The sequence below is a fragment of the Streptomyces sp. DT190 genome (genome assembly GCF_049846985.1).
GTDB lineage: Bacteria > Actinomycetota > Actinomycetes > Streptomycetales > Streptomycetaceae > Streptomyces.
On record NZ_JBNCNM010000040.1, the window covers coordinates 17,830 to 36,537 of the forward strand.

Here is an 18,708-nt window from a genome sequence, read left to right on the forward strand (position 1 = left end):
GGGCGCGAGTCTGGGCGTTTGAGAAGCCGGCCTGTGCCTTGTGCCGCGGGCGTCGATGTCTGGACAGGTCGACCGGCGGGAGGTGAGTCACCGAGCCTCCGACCCGTGCGGCACTGTGAATGGCGGAGGCTCCGGGCGTACCTCGGTACGCCCGGAGCCAGTGCGGCCAGTGCGGGTCACTTCCGCAGGCGACGCGTCACGTCCGAGAGGTAAGTTTCCCAGCGCGAGCTGCCGAGAGGCCCGGCTATCTCACGCTTCTGGAGGTCGTACGGGTAGACGCGGACCTCCGCGCTGAACAGGCGGGCCAGTGTGACGACGTCCTCCAGGAGCGCGACCTCGTTCTCCTCTTCCGACGCCCACACGGGACGGCAGACCAGGTAGGCCCATTCCCGGCCCTCGCCGAACGGCCACCCTCCGTACCAGCGCAGCTCACCGGAGGGCAGGAACCCCCAGACCTCCTTGAAGCTCTCCCAGTACGCCTCGACTGTCGCCAGAGGGTGGGTTGCGTACCGCTCGCGGTGGATGACCGCGCGGGGCCGGTCGAGCATCCAGGTGATGCCCTGGGTGTTGTTGCCCAGCCCGCAACCGTCGAAGTCGTCGACCGGGGCGGTGACCGTCCATACCTCCTCTTCCGTCCAGGGGCCGCCGTCCATACCCGGGCGCTGGGCGGGACCGATGCCACCGACGACGACGGTCTCCGTGCCGTCCCCGTTGTCGCGGACGAACGCGGTGTTGGTCGCTCCTTCGTTGTTCAGCGCCCGGAAGCCGGGACCGGGCGTCCAGGTCGGTGCGTCAGCGAATGCGTTGGGCGGGAAGATGAGCGCCACTCCGACCGTGCCACGATCACTTCGGTCAGTGGTCTTCCACGACTGGTTGATCGTCCGTTCGATGCGACGGCGAAGGCTGCGCTTCATTGGTCCGCTCCTGGAAGGGGTTGGTGACTCGGTTGGCCGGTGCGAGCTGGCAGTGAGGAAGTTACGAGCTCGCCAGGCACGTGCCGAGCTGCCGCGAAACCGACTGAGGGAGCAGGGCCGGGGCTGCGGCCGCGGGCCTGTTTGGCAGGGGGCGGGCCGAGGTGAGGGCGCGGGCGCATGGTGGACAGGATTCATGTCCGCTTCATGGAGCCGCCCGGTGAGCACGCGGCCGGCGGCTGGGCCTCCACCCATGCGGGCCATGAGGCACACTCCCGGGACCGGGGGGTGGCCCCGGTCCCGGCAGGGGGCCAGCGCTCAACCAGATGCCGGGACCGGCACCGGGTCGTCAGCAGTAGAAGCGTCCGGCCCTCAGTGAGCGGGCGACGTAGGGCACAGCCGCGTCCTTGTGCAGCTCGGCGACGTGGAGCAGCGCCCGGGCCCGGGCTTCCTCTGGAGTGCGCGCGATGCCGCTTCGTGTGCAGTCGTAGGACAGGCGGGCGTCGGCGCGGTTCCCGTTGCGGACCGGCACGCTGAACACGTGGACGCCGCATGCCCACCCGTACGGATGGGAGTGGTTGAAACGGTGCCGGTAGGCGACAGCCAGCGGCCCGGGAGCGCCAGGCTGGGTGAGCCACGCGCTGATGACGTCACCGCGGTCGGGGTTGAGCACGTGCGCGGTGACCAGCCGCCACGACAAGGCGAGGGTGGGCCACCGCTCAGGCGGAAGCGGATGGTCGGTGACCAGCGGAGGAACGGCAGGGAACTCGGGCCAGTCGATGGGGGCCCCGTGGGGACGTGTGAGGGTGTCGGGCATAGGTGCAGAGCTTTCGGTTCGCGGTCTCAGCGCTGTGTCGCTGCGGTTCAGAGGTACGCCGCCAAGGCGGTGATGATGTCGGCCTGTTCGGCGAGCAGGTCGGCGACGTCTTCCTCGATGGCGGAGAGGGTGACGGGGTCCTTGGTCGTCTCGTAGTGCCCCTGGATGGCAGCCAGGTCGTTCAGCACGCACTCGTAGTCGTAGAAGGAGGTGGGCCTGCCGTCGCTTGCGCTGCTGGTGGCCCCAGCAGCGATCAGGGCACCCGTCAGCGCTGCCGAAAGCCCGGTCCACGGGGCGCTGTAGCAGAGGGTCAGGCAGGCCATGTCGGCTCCTTCGTCTTCGGTGGGCTCGTCGGCGTTCGGCGATGCTGCGCACGGTAGGAGTCAGACAGCGGCTGATCACGTGCCCGCGAAATGCGCGGACGCCGGATCCGGGAGGCGCCGGGACGCTGCCCTCGAGGGCAGCGTCCGGACCGGACAGGCTGGGTTGCTGACCAGGACGCGCCGGCCTCCCACATCGTGTGCGCCGGGCCAGCCGATCCGGGGATCGACGCCGCTGCGCGCCGACCTGGGCAATGCGATGGGGCGCAGTGCTCAGGTCGGCGCGGAGCCTAGTTACGGACGAGAGCGTCCGGTTCTGCCCTCTCGAATCCGCCCGGACTCGGCCAGACCACGGTGATGTCGTTCCGGCCGCACAGGTCGGCAAGGTCGGGGCGCGGGCGGGACGGAAGGAGCATGACTCGACGCGGGGTTGGGCTGAAGAACCGGCGCATGTCGAGGAGTTCACCGAAGGCTGCGCGTACATACGTCCGGGCGACGCTCCCCGCGCACGCGACGATCTCGTTGGTGCTGTGATCAACCAGGTCGACGGGCAGGGGGATGAGCTCCAGGGCCGGAGTGACCGTGTGACGGCGGACGTCATGGCCCATCGACCGCAGGTGGGAGCTGTAACTGCGGAGCAGCTGCTCCGCGACGTCCTCCATGAACGTGCGCTCACGTCCCCGTTCGTCGCCCGGCCGGGGGCGGAAGGGAACGTCGAGGTCACGCTCCTGGACGATCGTGTGATGGCTGAGCGGGTCCACGGTGAAGACACCGCTGGGTGGAGGAGTTCCGTCCTCGGGCGCGAGCCGGAAGACGTAGCCGGTGCGGTGAGGCTGGTCCGGGACGCCGATGACCGGCAGTGACGTCCGCACATAGGGGACGTCGCTGTCGAGCCGGTAGGCGCCGAGGTAGCGGACTGAGGGGCCGGGCACCGTGGAGAACAGCCGCAGGGTGCGGCCCTCGTTCTGCGCGTGGTCGGCGAGAGCGCGGTTGCCGTTCTTGATCACCTGTTCCCGATCTCCCTGTCCTTCCCCCTGGAAGTGGTAGCGATCCCCGGTCCAGCCGTCGTGCTGACTGTCGTGGGCTCCTGGCGACGTGAAAAGGCAGATGTTGGGCGTCGTCTTGCTCGGGCTGATGCGGCCGTGGGGTCGACCGCCGACAAGCTGGTGAAGGTCGGACCGGCTGATGGTGGCGCCGGGACTGAGAGGGAAGGTCATGGCAGGTCCTTGCCTGGGAACGGGGAACGTGTCCGGGACCGTAGGCAAGAAGGTGTCGGTGTCACGACTGCTGGCGAATCGCTCCTGCCCGTTGGGCTCAGACCCAGCCGCGTTCGGACAACGAGAGCCGGTCCTGTTCACGGCGTCGGCGGCCGCCGTCTACCTATCCCTGCGGCGCGACGGTGGCAACGTCGTCGGTGTGCCGAGAGCAGAGAAAGCCCAGAGCGCTGCTCACGTAGTTGGCACTGTGCAGGCCGGCGAGGTCTGTCAGGACGGCGGAGCCGGCCGGCTCCGCCGAGGGCGTCAGCGTCCACCTTCTGACGCCCTCGGCGTTGTCCATGGCGACGGTGAACCGTGGGCCATGCGGGCACGTCACCTCGATGTCGTTGAGGAATGACCACACTTCCCAGCCCTGCGGGGCCAGAACCTTGTGCAGGGTGTCGGCCAGCGCGTCCAGCGGGTGCGGGGGCTGCGGAGCGGGGCGCTGCTCAGGGCTGAGGAACCAAGTGCTCATGTCGCGCTCCAGTGACTGCCGATGGCTGCCAGGAGGCACACTGCCTGACCTGCGGCAACGTGATCATCAGGGGTGGTCGCTGCGGTGTCGATCACGTCCTCCGGGCGAAGGGGGGTGAAAGCGGCCTCCTGCTCGGTGGGGAAGTCGGCAAGGTCCACGAAGCGGCTGGGGTCGTAGTCGGGGTAGTCGAAGTCCTGCACACAGATGGGGATGACACTGCCGCTGTTGCTCAGGTAACGGCGGTAGTGGACCTCGCGCTTCCATCTGGCAGGGCCGGTCACGTCGAGCGGCATCGCGGTGCTCCTGATTGGTGATCTTGGTGTGGGTCAGAAGCTACGAGCGACACGGGGAACGATGCGCGGTCCGGCGAGATGAGGTGCCGGAGCCTGCTCGCTACCTGCGGCGCAGGCCCGCCGACGCGGACACTTGCGGACCGCCCGGGCGGGCAGTCCAGCCGCCCGCCGCCCGGTCTGTCACTGTTCGAGCAAGGCCATGCACTTCTCGGCTTCCTCGAACTGCTCCTCGGTGATCAGGCTCGCCGCCTGGAGGCCCAGGAGGTAAGTGCGCAGTCGGCCCTTCGAGGCCAGCCAGCCGCTCAGGGAACCGGCGCCGTCGCTGCCGCCGAAGTCGGCCCAGTACACGAGCTGGTCCCCTGCGATCTTGTTCAGCCGCTCGACCAGCGCACGACGGGCCTCGCGCCGCGCCACGATCCCGTCCCATATCGCGTTCGCAGCGGCCCGCTCCTCGTTCTCCTCCGCTTCGGCCGCCTCGTAGGTCCGTTCCCACTCCCCGAAGAGGTGGTGGCCGGTGATCTGCTCCCGCAGGGCATCCATCGGTCCGAGCCGGCCGATCTGGCGCTTCGCAGCGGGGATGTAGAACTGCCTGGAGGGTGCGTCCTTCACCCACGGTTCACCGAGCCGGGCCAGATCGGGCGTCCCGTTCCAGGTCCCGTCAGGCACTGCGACCGGGCGGACTCGTACCGTCTTGGCGCCGGTGGAGACCACTCGCCACACTCGGGTGCCGGCTTCGCGCACGGCGTCGCGCGCGCTGAGGTCCGTCAGCGTGGCCGCATCCGGTCCAGCGCCGAGGGTCACGATGAGGTCGTCGTCCTGGAGCTGCTGCGCTGACGTGACACGGCTGATGCCCGGCGTGGGTGCCGTCGGCCAGAGGTCCAGCCAGACCTGGTGGGTGAGAGCCGCGGCAGCGTCCGACGCCTTGGAGTGGATCACGGGGGTTCCTAGCGGGTGAGGGGTGGATGTGTTGGCGCAGCGGACGTTAGCGGTCTGCATGGCGCGCCCCGCGCTCGCGCGAGTTGAGGCCGGGTCCGCCGGCGGCCGTGCCGTCGCGAGCCTGTAGCCGGCGGACAGGAACGCTGGCCAACAGATACCGCGCGGGCCCCTCTTTCGGTCAGTACCGGAAGGGGTCCGCGCGGTCCCTGCTGGTCAGCGGATGAAGTCGGCTCCGACGATCACGTGGTCCGCGGGCAGGTTGTCGAGGTAGGCGTTGACGCGCTGGTGGTACTCGGCGGCCGCCGTCTCGGGAGCCTGGGGGTCCGCCCAGGTCGGGCTGACAAGCCACGTCCCGTCGAGCTGAAGCAGGCTGTTCCCTGTGACGGCCTGGACGCGGGCACGCTCCACGAACGCATCCCGGTCCAACGCGGCCAGGGCCTCCTGATCAGCCCAGGAAAGCCGCGCTTCCGCCAGACTGACGGCGACCTTGATGTGCGGCTGCTCCCTGAAAGCGAGCCCGGCGTACACGGAGTCCTTGGCGTCAGAAAGGTAGTCGGCGAGCGGCCTGACCGGCGGCATGGTGGCTACGGCCTGGGTCCAGGTGTCGTGCAGGCGCGCGGCACGATCAGCGGCCCGAGTACGGCACGCGTGCAGGTCGAGAAGGCCGACCGGGCCGCCCGCGTAACGGGTGGTGGTGCCGCCGCTGACGCGTATGAGCTGCGGGTGGTTCGGGTCGGCTCCGTTCCGCAGAGGGAAGGTCCCGGCGTATTGGTTCTCGGGGTGGGTGACCAGCACCCGTTCCCAGCCGCCAGGCAGGTCCCAGAGGGTGTCTTCGGCCTCGTTGGCGAGGTCGCTCGCGGTAGCGTCCGGCTGCGGGTCCAGGTGAACGAGGGCGTGCTGACTGGTCACTTACTGCTTCCGTTCGGTCGAGAGTCGCGGGGTCTCCGCCCGCCGCCGGGTACGGCCCGGCGGCGGGCGCGGGGGGGGGGCGTGTCAGGCGGTCGGCAGGGCGTGGTGCCGGTACGACAGGCTGCGAAGCGCGGTCGCCACGTCGGCGGTCAGGTCGGCGTCCGGGGTCTCCCGCACGGTCTGGGCGGGGATGGTGCGGCGGACCGGCACGAGCGTCCAGGAGATGTCGGTGTAGCTGTAGGCCAGCGGCGTGATGTTGATGCGGTCGCACAGCGGGGTGGTGGCAAGGATGTGGTCGAAGCGCGCGGTGATCGTCCAGCTGCTGCCGAGGGCGTTCTGCAGGGCGGTGGCCAGGGTGTCGATGGTGGCCGTCTGCGTGGTCTGCGTGGCGGTCTCGGTCATCGCTTCTCTCCTTCGTGCGGTCAGCCCGTGGCGGCTGGCACGACAGAAGTTAGGTTTTACAGCGGTCTGGCTCGATTTCTCGCGAATCTGCCGCTATGCGGTGACCGAAGCCGAGGCAGACGAGGAGCGGAAAGCCCCAGCTCGCAGCCGCAGGCGGGGGTGCGCCGGAGCGGACAGCGATTGGCCGCGTCACCTACTCGTTCAGCGCTCAGCCTGTCGAGGTCGCACGCCGCCTCTTGGCGGCTCCGATGACCACCTGGAAGCGTTGATCCGCTGGCACTGACCGTGCACACGAACACCCGGCACGTCTCGAACGTTGACGTACCGGGTTTGACCATGGCGGGGGCGGTGACGGGCACCAGGGAGGCCCAAGCACTCCCCGCTCGGCGCGGGTGGGGGCGGCGCGAGCGGCGATACCCTGTCAGGGATTGCCGACGCTTAGGCCGCCAACGGCTTCAGGTTGCCCGTCCAACGAGGGTGCGTCATCCGGTGAATCTCCTTACGACACTTGCGGCACACGTGCGTGTCGATCGACCGCGTATGAGCGAGGCGGCGCAGACGGCGGCTGTGGAAGTCCGCGAGCGGGCGGTGGCTGCCGTAGGTGCGCAGGTGGCCGCTCCTCTGCCACATCGCCGCCGACCAGCCGAATCCGAAACGGACCTGCGCCGGGACGGGGGGCATCTCGACAAGAGCCCCGCACAGTGCCGGCGAGCGCGTCCAATGCCCGCTGTTGTTCTCGTATCCCAGGGGCAGGGCGTGGAGAAGTCCACGCGCGCCGCGGCCACTGTGAAGGAGCGCAGCAGTGTCGCTCTTCGTCATCCCGATCTCCTCGTGCGTTCAGTTCGTGGTGACTGGCACGGCGGAAGTTAGGTGCGCGGGAGGCACCGATCCCATCTCCCGCGAGACGTGGGAACGCGCTCCATGTTCCCGGCGTACTCCGGCCCAGGCCGCGACGATCACGGCCTGGGCCAAGGGCGTTGCCAGTGGCGGACATCTGCTCCCGGGTCGACCGCCGTCATAAGGCGTCGCGCGGTAGCCGTCGGTAGCGCCAGCGGCTCATCGGACTGCCCCGGTCGGCGCGGTGGGCTCGGTCAACGTGTCGGCCCACTGGGCGAGCGCCTCGAAGTCGTCCAGGTCCAGTCCGACGGCGGGGTCTATGTCGTACAGCAGCGCCGCCCCGGTGTGGTGCTGCTGGACGTAGGCTCGGTCGGCTGCGCTGAGCTGGTCATCGAGCCAGACGAACGGGCGGCCAGCGGCGTGACGGATGACGTCGGCGGTCTTGAAGTATGTGCCGTCCGGGCCGTACCCGCCTCGGGTGCTCCAGGTGACGACGGGTAGCTCGGGCAGGCCGATCCGCGGGCTGACGTACGTGTTCGCCTCGTCCTCCCATGTTGTGGCCCAGATCAGCTCATACGGAAGGTCGAGGAGTTCCTCTCCGTGGTCCGGGTGCAGCCACACCGGTACGTGGGGGACGTCGCGGGGGCGCAGGTGCGGGTGCTGGTCGATCCAGCAGGTGGGGCGCAGGTAGTGACGTACGAACCCGTGGTCCTCAGAGGCGGGGCCAGATTTGAACGGGTTCAAAACTCCATCGATGTCGATGAAAAGCAGAGGTCGGGACACGATCGCTCCGTGGGCGCGGCTAGTAGGGACGCTCGTACGGGCTCATCCCGTTGGGGCAGGTCGGGGTGCACGGCATCCCCACCGGCGCCTGGCAGTCCTCGCACGGCTCCTCGTCGTCGTAGGGCTCGTGGGGCTCGTAGAGCTTCGGCAGCATCGGACTCGATTCCAGTGATGGGGGCGGGTGCGGTGCTGAAGGTAGATGTGCGGCAGCGCCCGGCCGACTGCTGGCGAATCCTGCTCACCACTACGCGAGAGCCGGCGGCCCACGCACGCCGGATACCAGGTGGCACATGGCCACCGCGGGGCGGCACGCCGCGGTAAGGAGGACAGCAAACGAGAGGGTGCGCCGAGCTCGGCGCACCCTCGGTCTGGGGAAGGTCGGTTACCGCGCGCGGCTCTCCCACGGGCTCGATCCGCGCGCCGGTGCCGTCACTCCCGGCACTTCGACGATCTCGTCGTCTGCGTCCGTCAGCGGCGGGTACTCCAGCCGGTCACCCGCGAAGTCGAAGAGGAACACGCGGGCATGTCCGTGATAGCTGAACACCTGGTAGTAGTGAGGGCTCTCGCCGGCGGGCGGACAGGCCGGCGTCCTGCCGGCCGCGCATTGCCACATCATCAGCTCAGGGCACAGCCCCCCGGTGCTGGCGTTGTCAGCAGGAGACTGGACGTGGCCGCACGTCCCGCAGCGGAAGCGCCATTGGGTCCAGTCATCGGTGCCGTGAATCCAGCGGCCGTATCGCGACCACACACCATCAGCGAGGATGGTCCCGGCCGTGGCCAGCCTGGTCACTCTCGTGCCGCGCCGAACTTGAGCGCGTGCATCGGTGTACGAGAGGCCTTGGCCGTTCACTAGTTGCTGCCGCGCGGCCCTCTGGACTTTACGGTTGCGCTGAGGCATGTCCTTGGCTTTCCCGGCTCCCATGCCGCCGACGAAGGCAAAGTCGATCCAACGGATACAACGCTGGGTCAGAGACATCCCCCGGCCGGGCCGGGACTCCTTGCGGCCGCACCCGGACGGCATGGGCGCTGACGGGCGTGCCAGGCAGGCGTTGGACTGCCTGGGGGTACGGTAACCCCGCTTCGCTTCCAACATGTGCCGGACGCCGGCGCCGGCGTCCGGCACGTCGGGGTGAACTCTTCGAACGCCGGTTGACGCAGTGCGCGGGGACCGTAGCCCCAGGCTGCGCACTGCGGGCGTCCTCCGAACTCCTGGCTCAGTAGCCCAGTACCTCGACATGCAGCAAGGCCTCGGCGTACACGTCGTCCCCAATGGTTCCGATGGCGTTCAGGCCTGCCAGGTACGTCCTCAAGCGCCCTTCACCGGCGAACCACTCGTTGACCTTGGGGCCTCCCCAAGGCTCGTACCATCCGACCAGCTCCTCACCGGCAGCCTCGTTCAGGCTGCGGACCGCTTCACGCTGCGGGCGCACCTGCTCCGCACGCCGCTCGTGCTCTGCTTTCCAGGCCGCCCTCTCCTCGTCCGCTTCAATCTTGGCGGCGGCGTGGGAAGCCTTCCACTGCTCGAACTGCGGGTGCTCGGCGATGCGCTCTCGCAGGTCGGTCACCGCGCCCAGGCGCCCGATCTGCCGACGGGTGGTGTTCAGCCTCAGCGTCCGCTCGGCTGCGTCCTTGCGGGGCGTGCCGAAGCGGGAGATGACGCACGAGCTCCAGTAGCCCGTGGGCTTGGTGCACTCGACGACGGTCAGCGTGCGTGCCGTCTTGGACGTCACCCGGGCTATGACAGCTTCCCGGCAGAAGACGGCCTCACGAGCGGTCCACATCCCCAGGAGGTCGAACAGAGTACGGCTGGTCTCGTCGTAGATCAGCACCAGGTCATCGACCTCTACCTCGGATACCGAGGTGACCTGGGTGAGCCGGTCCTTCTGCAGGGGCCTGTCGTCCGGGTGGCGTCGGGCCCAGGTGGGCTTGAGGTCGTCGGCGTGAGGCCACAGCTCGCTGACGATCTTCGAAGCGAGCTGGCCAGCCTGGACGCGAGCGGAGTTGGGGACGTTCATGGTGTTCCTTCCGGTTCGGAGCGCCTCGGTAGGCGCCGTGACGAGGTGGAAGGTAGGTACGTCGGCCTGGAAAGCCGCAGGTCGCGCGAAGCCTGTCGGGCACGGGCGGAGGCGGCTTCGTCACCGTAGAAGTGGGGCGTTCGAGCCTCGGAAGCCATATGACCAGGGGTTTCGAGCAAGGTGGTGCAGGGCCTCTGAACTGGCGGTTTCCTCTGTACGAGGCGGCGCCTGGGGTTTCCCGCGGCCGTCGACGCGTCGTGCGGCACCTAGCTGTACGTCCAGCAACAGTCTTCCCCACCTGAGGTAGCTCGAGGGATTGCGGATCCTGGCCGCGACAGGCGAACGCGGCCGCGCGCCCCTGGGAGAGCCAATCATCGACGCTCGCATCACGTACGCCTGGCGGCAGGAACGTCGGAGCGGCGGTGCGAAGGGCCGAGCGGCGCCGGGGGGGAGGGCGCACGCTGGCTGGTTCGCACCGCCGCGTTCGGGGCCTGGTCCAAGTCCGGGCGGAAGAGGACCAGGAGAATGTGCTGGGATCTGCTCCGCCCGGTCCGTCCGGGCGGCCCAACAGGAGTGAAGGTAGCCCTGCGGGACGCACGACCCCAGCTCTCGCGATTCTGCCGACTAGGCGATCGGCTCGTATCCACTCCCGGCAGCCGGCTGGCAGCACCGCGGTGCTGCCGGCGTGGACAGCGCCGGTCACCTGAAGGACGCGCGGGCGCTCCCCGGTGCAGCCCACAAAAGCGGCTCCACCGGACCGTTGGGACCAGACCGGTGGAGCCGCTGAGAGGGTTGGTGCTGTTACTGCCGCGTGGGAAGCAGGCCGGCGATGGCCAGCTGGTCTCGAACGAGGTCGTACTCGTCGTCGGTGAACTTGCCCAGCGCGTGCAGTCCCGCCATATGCACGCGCAGGTTAGCCGCGTCCTGCAGGAAGTGGTTGTAGTACGAGAACACGACCTGCCCCTGGGTGTTCAGGCAGAACAGGTCAAAGCCGAGGGCCCGGTTGACGATGTCACCGATCTTCAGGAGCGCCTCCTGCCGCCGCGCTTCGTCGGCCTGTCGCTTCAGGGCCGCTTCCTGCGCACCCCGCTGGACGTCCTTGGCGTTCTCGTACTCCTGCTTCCACTCGTCGAACAGGGCATGCTCCCTGATCCGCTGCCGGATCTCCTCCACGGTCCCGAGACGGCCGATACGACGGGTCTTGGTCTTCAGCGTGAGCGTCGTGGGGACGGAGTCGTAGGCCCGGTCAGCGAAGTTGGTCAGGTCACACTCCCAGCCATCGGCGGGCGTCGGGACCGTGACGACGGAGATGGTCTTGGCTGCAGTGGAAACGACCCGCGCCACCTTGAGGGTGACGTGATCAAGGCCCATCACTTCTCGGCCGGTGAGGACTCCCAGGATGTCGTAGGCGGCGTGGGAGGACCCCGCCGTATCGATGACGACCACGAGGTCGTCGGCCTTCACGTCAGTGGTCTCGGAGACTGCCGGAATGCGGACCTCTTCCTCCGGCACGGCACCGAGCATGATCCGACTCTGAGGCGTGTCTCGCGGCACGGAATCGCCGGGCCACAGGTCCAGCCACAGACGGGAAGAGACCCGGCTGACCTCGCCGTACGCCTGACGCAGCTTGTGCCCGTATGCCGGATCGTTCAGCAGACTCTGCACGCGCAGTACTCCTTCGAACGGGGCCACGGACCGGTCGCCGTGGCCTGACGTCCCGAAAGCTAGAAGCGGCCGGCCGCAAGTCAGCACTCGCGGCGAATCCTCTACCACTGCCTGGTCACAGCTCCCCCTTAGCTGATCGCTGGGTAGCGTGACTGACGCCCGCATCTGAGCCATCGGGGCTACGCGCTCTCCGCCGGCCCCCCGTTCCGCCTCGTCCAGCACTTCCAGGGCCGGACAGACCCCGCACGTTGCGCGGCCGGTGGCTCTGAGCACTACTCGCAGATCGCTGCACGCCAAGAGGGCCCCCAAGGCGCCCGGACCACCGCTGCCAATCCCTGCGTTGACGGCAGGCGCGCAACGGCTGAGTGGCGGGCGCCCGAGATCCGTGGGATCCGGGGCTCGCCACTCACCTGCGGCCAACCACGCGTCTACGAGACGGCGTTGATGACCTCGGGGCCGTAGACCGCCTCCAGGCGACGGAGGGCTTTGTCCCTCTCCTTCAAGACATAATCCGTCCGCTCATACGGGTCCAGCTCCAGGTCAGCTCCGGCAGCCCACAGAGGGCCAACCACCGCTGCGATCTCTGCCGCAGCAGCGGCCCAGTCCGCATTGGCATTTGCCGGAACGTCCAGGAAGAGCAGAGTCGGATGCGGCTGGTACGGGCCGTGCAGCAGCTTCCCCGTCTTCTGGGCCAGCTCGTCTGCTCGGCTGCGGAGGTCCTCGTTCGGGCACTGCCCGGTGATGAACTGTTCCCTCACCTCGATGCCGAACTCCGTCAACTCGGCTACCCGCTCAGCCGAGTACTGGAAGTCCCGGTGCATGCGGGCGCACGTGTCATCGTCGGGGAGGAACCGGCTGACGACTTGGCCATCACGCCACTCGTACCCGGCGCCGAGCACTACGAGGATCTGATGCAGAGCTTCCGTGCGGTGCGGGTAGCCGCAGGGGTAGCGCTCGATGAGCTGACGAACGGTTTCGTTGACGCTGGCCATGGGTGGGCTCCTGGAGTCCTTGATGTAGGGCGGTGTGCGGGGAGACAGCGGCAGGTTCACCGTCGTCGCTGGCCTGTCGCGGTGACAGGTAAGCACCGCGTCGGTGTCCTCCCCAGAGGTGGCGAGTTGCCGTATGAGGTACTGGCCGACGGCGGGTAGCAAGACTCAAGTGCCGGCTCAGCACGGTTTTCGGATGGTGCGGACAGCAGGGCTCACGATGGAGGCCGCGGTCGAGCGCCCGAACGACCTGCCGCCCCGCACCGTGAGGGGGTCACGGTGCGGGGCGGCAGTCATCGACCGGCTGAAGGGGAGGCCGGTCGGCGGTGCCGCGCCCGCAGGGGGATGCAGGGCGCGGCTGGTCAGGAGGTCAGGTCGTGAAGATCAGCGTAGGGAACCGGCGCTCGATCAAGCGCCAGGCCCACGAGGAGACCTGGGCAGCCTGATGGGGTTCGACTCCAGACTCCCAGCGCAGAGCGCCAGTCAGGCCGTACATGATCAGCACAGCCCGGATGACGCCTTCGATCTCCTGCTGGGCCAGGTCGGCGGGCAGGGAGTCCGTGTGGCCGCCGTAGGCGTAGCAGAGCAGTGCGTGCACATCGTTGGGGCCGAGAGCGAGCGGGCCGAGATCCACCCGCAGCCGGTCGTCGGCGCCGACGGTGGCAGTCACAGCGCTGCCTGCACGTCGATGCTGGCGGGCAGAGTGACGGTGACGTCAATCCGGACGCCCTTCCACTGCGCGACCACGGTGTGCGTGCGCACGAGGCGTCCGTACATCTCCACCGGGGCACAACTCGTGACCTCGCCGCCCAGCGCCTTCACGTACGCCTGGAACGCCTCCAGCGTCTCGTGTTCACGCTGGAGGTACCCGTACAGCGCCCGGTCGTCCTCCGGCTGCGGGATCGGGATCGACCAGTGCGGCGTCGGCAGCTCCGGGAACTCGGTGAGGAGCTGCGACAGTGCGAACGCGACGGCACGCTGGTGGCCTGCCGGGGTGGTCTCCCTGATCGTCTCGGTGTACGCGGTGGTCATCGCTGCTCCTGGGTCGTTCGGTTGCTGACGACCCAGAAGGTAGGAAGCGGAGCGGCCACAGTCCCGTTCCCGCGAATCCGGCGACTCCTCAGCCCAGAGTCGAGGTCCGCTTTCTCAGTCCGGCGGCAGTTGACTGCCGGACCTGTCGCCCTTGTGGTGGTCCAGGTCGGGTGCGTAGCCCTCCGCTCGCAGGAAGGCGTCGAGAACGGCCGCAACGAGGTTGCCCACGCCGAGGCCGCCGCGTTCGACGTTGTACGCGTTGAGGCGGCGCTTCAGTTCTAGCTGCTCGGGGACGGCGTAGTTCAGCTGCTCCCTATCTACTCCCCGGCGCATCAGGAGGGCTTCGGTCTCGGGATGCGGGCTGAAATCCGTGACTGCACCGCCCTCGCGCTCTTCCTGAGCTTTCAGGGCGTCGGCCAGCTCCTGGGCTTTGCGGGCCAGGGATACTCTGCGCGGCACTTCTTTCCTTCCACGTAGGGACACCTAGGGATACGGCTATGGAAACGGCTATAATTCTAGGCGTTCGGACGGATGAAAGCCTAGTACTACCTAGCGACGAATGCCCGCCACCTGGGCAGGTGGCGGGCATTCGTCCTTCCATAAGAGCTGGTCAGAACCGCATGACCCTCAGCCACCGGTCAAGGGCAACCGCGACGATGTCAGCAGGGGGCATCTTTTCCAGCCGGTTCAGGACTCGGTACATGGCCAGCCGATGGTTCAGTTGCAGGTCCCTCGGCACCTGTGACTTGAGAGATTCACGCGTGATGAACCGCTCGTTGAGCACCACTTCAGCCGGACGGATGTCCTCAGGGGTGCCGTGCCCCGTGTATCGGTTCCACGGCGGCAGCATGTCGTCGGCCGAAGCCTTGCCACCTCGAAGGAACCAGTCCACGGCCACAGCGACCAGGTCAGCCGGCGGGATGTGGTTTATCCGGGACACGACCTTGAGCAGCTGCAGCCGGTGAGGGATCTGCAGCTCGGCAGGCACCGATGCGTTCAGTGCCTCCCTGGTGATGAACCGCTGGTTCAGGATCTCCTCAGCTCGAGGGAACCCCTCGTTGACCGGCGGGGGAACATGCCGGTCCCACTGGCTCGTGACGGTGACAGGGGCCTGCGCCGAGCGACGTTCGAGCGCGGCGCCGGGGACCTCCCCGCTGTCACTTCGGGTGCCATCAGCTGCCGCTTCGTCTGCCGCCTGATGCCCGGTCACAGACTCCGCCGCAGCCGGCTGGGCTGCCTCTGCCCGAGGCGGGACAGCAGCAGCCTCCTCCTGGACGGCAGCCACACGATCGCCGTCCGAGCTCTTGGGCGCCTGCTCCGCTTCTGGAGTCCGCGCTTGCACGGGGATGTCGGGGGAACTCGGGGAACCTCCGCCCTGAGTAGAGGTATCCCCGGCGTCCGGCTTGTCGACCGGCAGCGCCGCCCCCTCCGCCGCCGGGGCAGCAGTCGCCACTGCCGCCCCTTCGTCGCCGGGGCTGTGCTCCATCTGCTCCTGTGCGGGCGCTTCCTCCGGCCCCGAGGTCGTGACCCGCTGACGCCCGGTATCTGCGCCTTCGACGTTCGTCACCTCAGAATCAGCAGCCGGCACGCTGACCGGCTGCTCCGCCGCCGCCTGGGCGACGGAGCGTCCGCCGTTCTGCTCCGCCGGGGCAACGCCAGCATCCCCTGCATCGCTGGAGCCTTCTGCGGCAGATGCCTTCGGAAACTTCGGCGGCGGCGGAGTCCGTCGTGCCGTCTCAACGGGGGCCTCGGCCACCTTCTTGGTGCCTTGGGCTGCAGCAGCCGTCTTCTTGGTGCCCTTACGGGCTCGCAGCGCAGCCATGCCGGCCTGCGGCTGCGTCGACGATTCATCGGCCATACTTCTCCACCGCCTCCGCGACAGCCTTCATCTCCTCGACGAACGGCGCCGTCCGCTTGGACACCGGGCTCGCACAGATGGGCACCCGAAGCCGACGCTGCGGGATCCAGTAGTAGTCACCCACGGCAGGACCGATCTCAGCCTTGTTCTCCTCTGCGAGGCGCTCAAGCTCGTCGAGCAGCCAAGCGGCAGGGCTCCGCCCGACCTTGTACGGGATGAGCAGGAGAGGGTAGTCCGGCAGGTTCTTCAGAAGGCCCTCCAAGGCACGGAGCTCCTCATTTCCCAGCACAGCCGGTACGACGGTCACACGAGCAGCCGCCATCGCCCCGTAGGTGGACTCACTTCCGCCCGGGTGGGTGTCGACCACCAGGCGCCGCTTCAGGTCACGCGACCACTGCAGCAACGACTCGGCCACCGCCTCGGACCGCGGCTGGTTGCGCTCGAAGTCGGTGTGGCCAGGAATGAGGTCCGGCTTCCGGCCTCGACCGGACAGGGGCTTAGGCGTCTCGCCAGTCTGGAATGCCCGAATGAGAGGCGATTTGAGCCTGGCCTCTTCGAAGTAGCCCCATCCACGGGTCACCCCGCCCCAGTCCCACTCGAAGTCGGTGAGAACGCCGTCCAGGAGCCAGGCCAGCTCCTTGGCGGTGCGGCTCTTACCCACGCCTCCCTTGAAGCCGGCCACAGTGACAACGTCCGGCTCCTGCTCCGGCGGCACGTACGCACCGCCAGCGTCAGTCGCCTCCCCCTCCTCATCATGGCCCTCGTGCTGAGCGGGAATGGCGGTCGCGCCTTCGGCGGTCACGTCTTTCAAAGTCTCGCTGGTCATGCGTTGCCACCCCTCGTGAGGTGGCTATCGTTGGTCTTCACGACTCTTGCTCCTTGCAGACGGTTGAGGGTCGAGCACCTTGCGCCCGTTGGGGAAATGCCTCCCCGGCGGGCGCTGTGCGTTTCAGGGGCGACGAGAGCGCGCTCGCGTCTCCCCTGACGGGCTCTATCTTGCCGGACAGCGGCCCGGCGTCTGGAACCGGTACAGCGCTGCTTGTGAGTTTTAGTGCACCAGCGGCGCTGAAACCAGCCTGGACAGCCCGCCCCCAAGGTAGCTGTCAGCCGCAGCCCGGCGTGGGTTGCCGCGCGAACCGATCCGACTACGGGTGGCAATAACCGGCCTGAAATGGTCACTTCCATCCGCAAGCATCACTTAGTCGCACAAACTCCTGGATACCAGCACCCGAGCATGCGTCACGTCTGCCGACAGTCGACACGGGTGGCAAACCACCGTTGACGGTTGACAACGGGATATCTGCCAACCCGGCGGGCCCCGCCACCATCCACGGTCGGCACAGCTGTCAACGTCCGGCGTGGCAAATGCGGCGACGCCCCTACCCGAAGCATCAGCGTTGCCAAGGGTCCCGAGGCGCCCCTGTCGGTGTTCCTCCCTCATGGATGGAACTGCCGCGACTGGATACCCATGGGTGCCCGCATTGCATCCGGCGCCACTGCATGGCAGGAAACCGCCTGTCAGCTCATCCGACAACACCTGCCAGTCGCCGCCGCGGGTGGCTATGCCCTTGCCATCGCTGCCAACTGCCGCCCGCCAACCGAACCGCAAGCAGCCAGACTCGGTATCCAGGCGCAACCGGGTCGGCCCAGGACAACCGTCCCCCGCGGGAGACAGTGTGGCGTTCCAGCTACTCCGGCAATCCGTCATTGGCAGCGGGTATCCAGCCCAGCCGCGCGAGCATATCCGGGCGACCTCCCTCGCAACGACTACTCCGCCGCCGTATCCGGTGCGCTCCGGATACGGGTATCCATCCCCTCATCGCGGTCTCTTCCTTGTCGGACAACTGTCTCCCGTGGGAGACAGCGAGTGTCTCCCACGCCACCTACGCAGACTGCACGGCACCTCAGGTCCGCCGCGCCGCCGCCTCGGCCTCCGCGAGATGCCGCAACGCAACCTCGTCGGAGGCCGGCGGCACCCCTTCCAGTGCTGCCTGGGCGCGGATGTCCCTGACCACTTGGCGGAGATGGGCGGCCGTGCTCGCCTGCTCCGAAGGTGTCTCGTCGTTGCCATCGAGGTGCCAAGCGAGGTCGTCCCACCACTCATCCAAGTCCTCAACTTCAAGGAACGACGACCGCACAGACAACAGATTGAGCGCGGCCTGGCGGACTCGAGCGTGCCCCGAGGTGACCCGCCGGGTCTCTTCCGCTTCCTGAGCCGCCCGCGCTTTCGCCAGGCGGGGAGTGCGCAGCTCCCACTTCGTCTGGATGGCCAGGAGCAGTCGCTGCAGTCGAAGGGCAGCACCCCCGCGGGACTCGATGCCCAGAATGACGCCCATCTCCCGGCCCTTGAGCCCGTTTCGGAAGCAAGCCTCGAGCACAGCGACCTCCTGGACGTCGACCAGCTCGCGCAGCCGCCGGATCAGCCGGAGACGGTCGAGGTTGTTCTCCCGCAGGGCTACCCGGGCGTCGGCAAGTTGCTGCTCTTCTTCCTTCGTCCGCTTCCTCAGAGACTCCAGGCGGTGCACCGGCCGCTCCATGACCTCTTCCCGTTCCCGGAGATAGACCAGGACGCCGAAGATGTCCTCCGGCGCGGGGAACAGCTCCAGGTCGCGATCGCCGGCCTGCCGGTGACGCTTCCTCACACGCTCGACGACAGGTGCTGTAGCTCGATCCCTCAGGGGTTCTGGCGTTCCTCGTGGCATGGCCAACAGCATGCCGGTTTGTCTTCACAGTAATGACACGCCTCTCCGGAAACGCCCACAGCGGGAAAGCTGACCTCCTCTTGCGCATTCGGTCACACGTGCGATCAAGAGGAGGTTTCTGCAGCTCAATCGGCTAACCGGACAGCCCGGCCACCGCACTCCCAAGCGCTCCGGACAGCTCCCACCACCCGGAGCCGGACAGCCCGCCACCGAACGCCGCCGACCGCCCCCGTCCTCCGCACCCAGCCACGCTCGCAGCAGCCGCCCCTCCTCCCCCCACACCCCCTTCCACCCCCCTCCGCCCAACACCCCGCCTCCGGTCTCCCCAGGCCCACCGACGAGGCCTGCTGGTACTGGCCCCGGCGTTCACGCCTCCGCCATGCCCGGAGCGCCACAGGGCGCTCCGGGCGGGGGGGGGGGGGGGGCCCCCCCCCCCCCCCGGGGGCCCCCCCCCCCCCCCCCCCCCCCCCCCCCCCCCCCCCCCCCCCCGGCGCCCCCCCCACCCCCC

At 68.3% G+C, this 18,708-nt stretch carries 21 protein-coding genes; all 21 read right to left on the minus strand.

What is annotated here, in order from left to right; translation table 11 throughout:
* Positions 1 to 176: 176 nt before the first annotated feature.
* Positions 177 to 914: a hypothetical protein gene (locus tag ACPXCS_RS38670; RefSeq protein WP_425823814.1), complete on the minus strand. Its 738-nt coding sequence runs from the start codon at positions 912 to 914 to the stop codon at positions 177 to 179.
* Positions 915 to 1,260: 346 nt separating this feature from the next.
* On the minus strand, positions 1,261 to 1,728 hold the full coding sequence (locus tag ACPXCS_RS38675; protein WP_376620877.1) for a hypothetical protein: 468 nt from the start codon (positions 1,726 to 1,728) through the stop codon (positions 1,261 to 1,263).
* Between the two features lie 47 nt (positions 1,729 to 1,775).
* A complete protein-coding gene (locus tag ACPXCS_RS38680; protein WP_425823816.1) occupies positions 1,776 to 2,051 on the minus strand; it encodes a hypothetical protein in 276 nt (91 codons plus the stop codon).
* A 287-nt stretch (positions 2,052 to 2,338) separates the two neighbouring features.
* Positions 2,339 to 3,055, minus strand: a complete 717-nt coding sequence (locus ACPXCS_RS38685; RefSeq protein WP_425946725.1) for a hypothetical protein — start codon at positions 3,053 to 3,055, stop codon at positions 2,339 to 2,341.
* A gap of 373 nt (positions 3,056 to 3,428) precedes the next feature.
* Positions 3,429 to 3,779: a hypothetical protein gene (locus tag ACPXCS_RS38690; RefSeq protein ID WP_425823820.1), complete on the minus strand. Its 351-nt coding sequence runs from the start codon at positions 3,777 to 3,779 to the stop codon at positions 3,429 to 3,431.
* Positions 3,776 to 4,072: a hypothetical protein gene (locus ACPXCS_RS38695; RefSeq protein ID WP_425823822.1), complete on the minus strand. Its 297-nt coding sequence runs from the start codon at positions 4,070 to 4,072 to the stop codon at positions 3,776 to 3,778. Before ACPXCS_RS38695 ends, ACPXCS_RS38690 begins: the two co-directional genes overlap by 4 nt.
* 180 nt (positions 4,073 to 4,252) lie before the next feature.
* Positions 4,253 to 5,008, minus strand: coding sequence for a hypothetical protein (locus tag ACPXCS_RS38700; RefSeq protein WP_425823824.1), 756 nt, complete (start codon positions 5,006 to 5,008; stop codon positions 4,253 to 4,255).
* Between the two features lie 213 nt (positions 5,009 to 5,221).
* Complete coding sequence (locus ACPXCS_RS38705; RefSeq protein ID WP_425823826.1) at positions 5,222 to 5,917, minus strand: hypothetical protein; 696 nt, start codon at positions 5,915 to 5,917, stop codon at positions 5,222 to 5,224.
* An 84-nt stretch (positions 5,918 to 6,001) separates the two neighbouring features.
* Positions 6,002 to 6,319, minus strand: a complete 318-nt coding sequence (locus ACPXCS_RS38710; RefSeq protein ID WP_425823828.1) for a hypothetical protein — start codon at positions 6,317 to 6,319, stop codon at positions 6,002 to 6,004.
* Positions 6,320 to 7,375: 1,056 nt separating this feature from the next.
* Positions 7,376 to 7,939, minus strand: a complete 564-nt coding sequence (locus ACPXCS_RS38715; RefSeq protein WP_332757020.1) for an HAD domain-containing protein — start codon at positions 7,937 to 7,939, stop codon at positions 7,376 to 7,378.
* 19 nt (positions 7,940 to 7,958) lie between these two features.
* The gene (locus ACPXCS_RS38720) at positions 7,959 to 8,093 is read right to left on the minus strand and encodes a hypothetical protein (protein ID WP_351866698.1); all 135 of its coding nucleotides are present in this window, start codon (positions 8,091 to 8,093) and stop codon (positions 7,959 to 7,961) included.
* Positions 8,094 to 8,321: 228 nt separating this feature from the next.
* A complete protein-coding gene (locus ACPXCS_RS38725; RefSeq protein ID WP_332757018.1) occupies positions 8,322 to 8,915 on the minus strand; it encodes a hypothetical protein in 594 nt (197 codons plus the stop codon).
* Between the two features lie 238 nt (positions 8,916 to 9,153).
* On the minus strand, positions 9,154 to 9,954 hold the full coding sequence (locus ACPXCS_RS38730; RefSeq protein ID WP_425823830.1) for a hypothetical protein: 801 nt from the start codon (positions 9,952 to 9,954) through the stop codon (positions 9,154 to 9,156).
* An 801-nt stretch (positions 9,955 to 10,755) separates the two neighbouring features.
* Positions 10,756 to 11,619, minus strand: coding sequence for a hypothetical protein (locus tag ACPXCS_RS38735; RefSeq protein ID WP_332757016.1), 864 nt, complete (start codon positions 11,617 to 11,619; stop codon positions 10,756 to 10,758).
* A gap of 428 nt (positions 11,620 to 12,047) precedes the next feature.
* Positions 12,048 to 12,611: a hypothetical protein gene (locus ACPXCS_RS38740; RefSeq protein ID WP_425823832.1), complete on the minus strand. Its 564-nt coding sequence runs from the start codon at positions 12,609 to 12,611 to the stop codon at positions 12,048 to 12,050.
* Between the two features lie 367 nt (positions 12,612 to 12,978).
* Positions 12,979 to 13,278, minus strand: a complete 300-nt coding sequence (locus ACPXCS_RS38745) for a hypothetical protein (protein WP_425823834.1) — start codon at positions 13,276 to 13,278, stop codon at positions 12,979 to 12,981.
* The gene (locus ACPXCS_RS38750) at positions 13,275 to 13,640 is read right to left on the minus strand and encodes a hypothetical protein (protein WP_332757013.1); all 366 of its coding nucleotides are present in this window, start codon (positions 13,638 to 13,640) and stop codon (positions 13,275 to 13,277) included. Before ACPXCS_RS38750 ends, ACPXCS_RS38745 begins: the two co-directional genes overlap by 4 nt.
* A gap of 114 nt (positions 13,641 to 13,754) precedes the next feature.
* Positions 13,755 to 14,099, minus strand: a complete 345-nt coding sequence (locus ACPXCS_RS38755; RefSeq protein WP_332757012.1) for a hypothetical protein — start codon at positions 14,097 to 14,099, stop codon at positions 13,755 to 13,757.
* 151 nt (positions 14,100 to 14,250) lie between these two features.
* Positions 14,251 to 15,498, minus strand: a complete 1,248-nt coding sequence (locus tag ACPXCS_RS38760) for a hypothetical protein (RefSeq protein WP_425823836.1) — start codon at positions 15,496 to 15,498, stop codon at positions 14,251 to 14,253.
* Positions 15,488 to 16,324 carry a ParA family protein gene (locus tag ACPXCS_RS38765; protein ID WP_325744851.1) on the minus strand — a complete coding sequence of 279 codons (837 nt, stop codon included), beginning with the start codon at positions 16,322 to 16,324 and terminating at the stop codon, positions 15,488 to 15,490. Before ACPXCS_RS38765 ends, ACPXCS_RS38760 begins: the two co-directional genes overlap by 11 nt.
* Before the next feature lie 1,078 nt (positions 16,325 to 17,402).
* A complete protein-coding gene (locus ACPXCS_RS38770; RefSeq protein WP_425823838.1) occupies positions 17,403 to 18,140 on the minus strand; it encodes a hypothetical protein in 738 nt (245 codons plus the stop codon).
* Positions 18,141 to 18,708 lie beyond the last annotated feature (568 nt).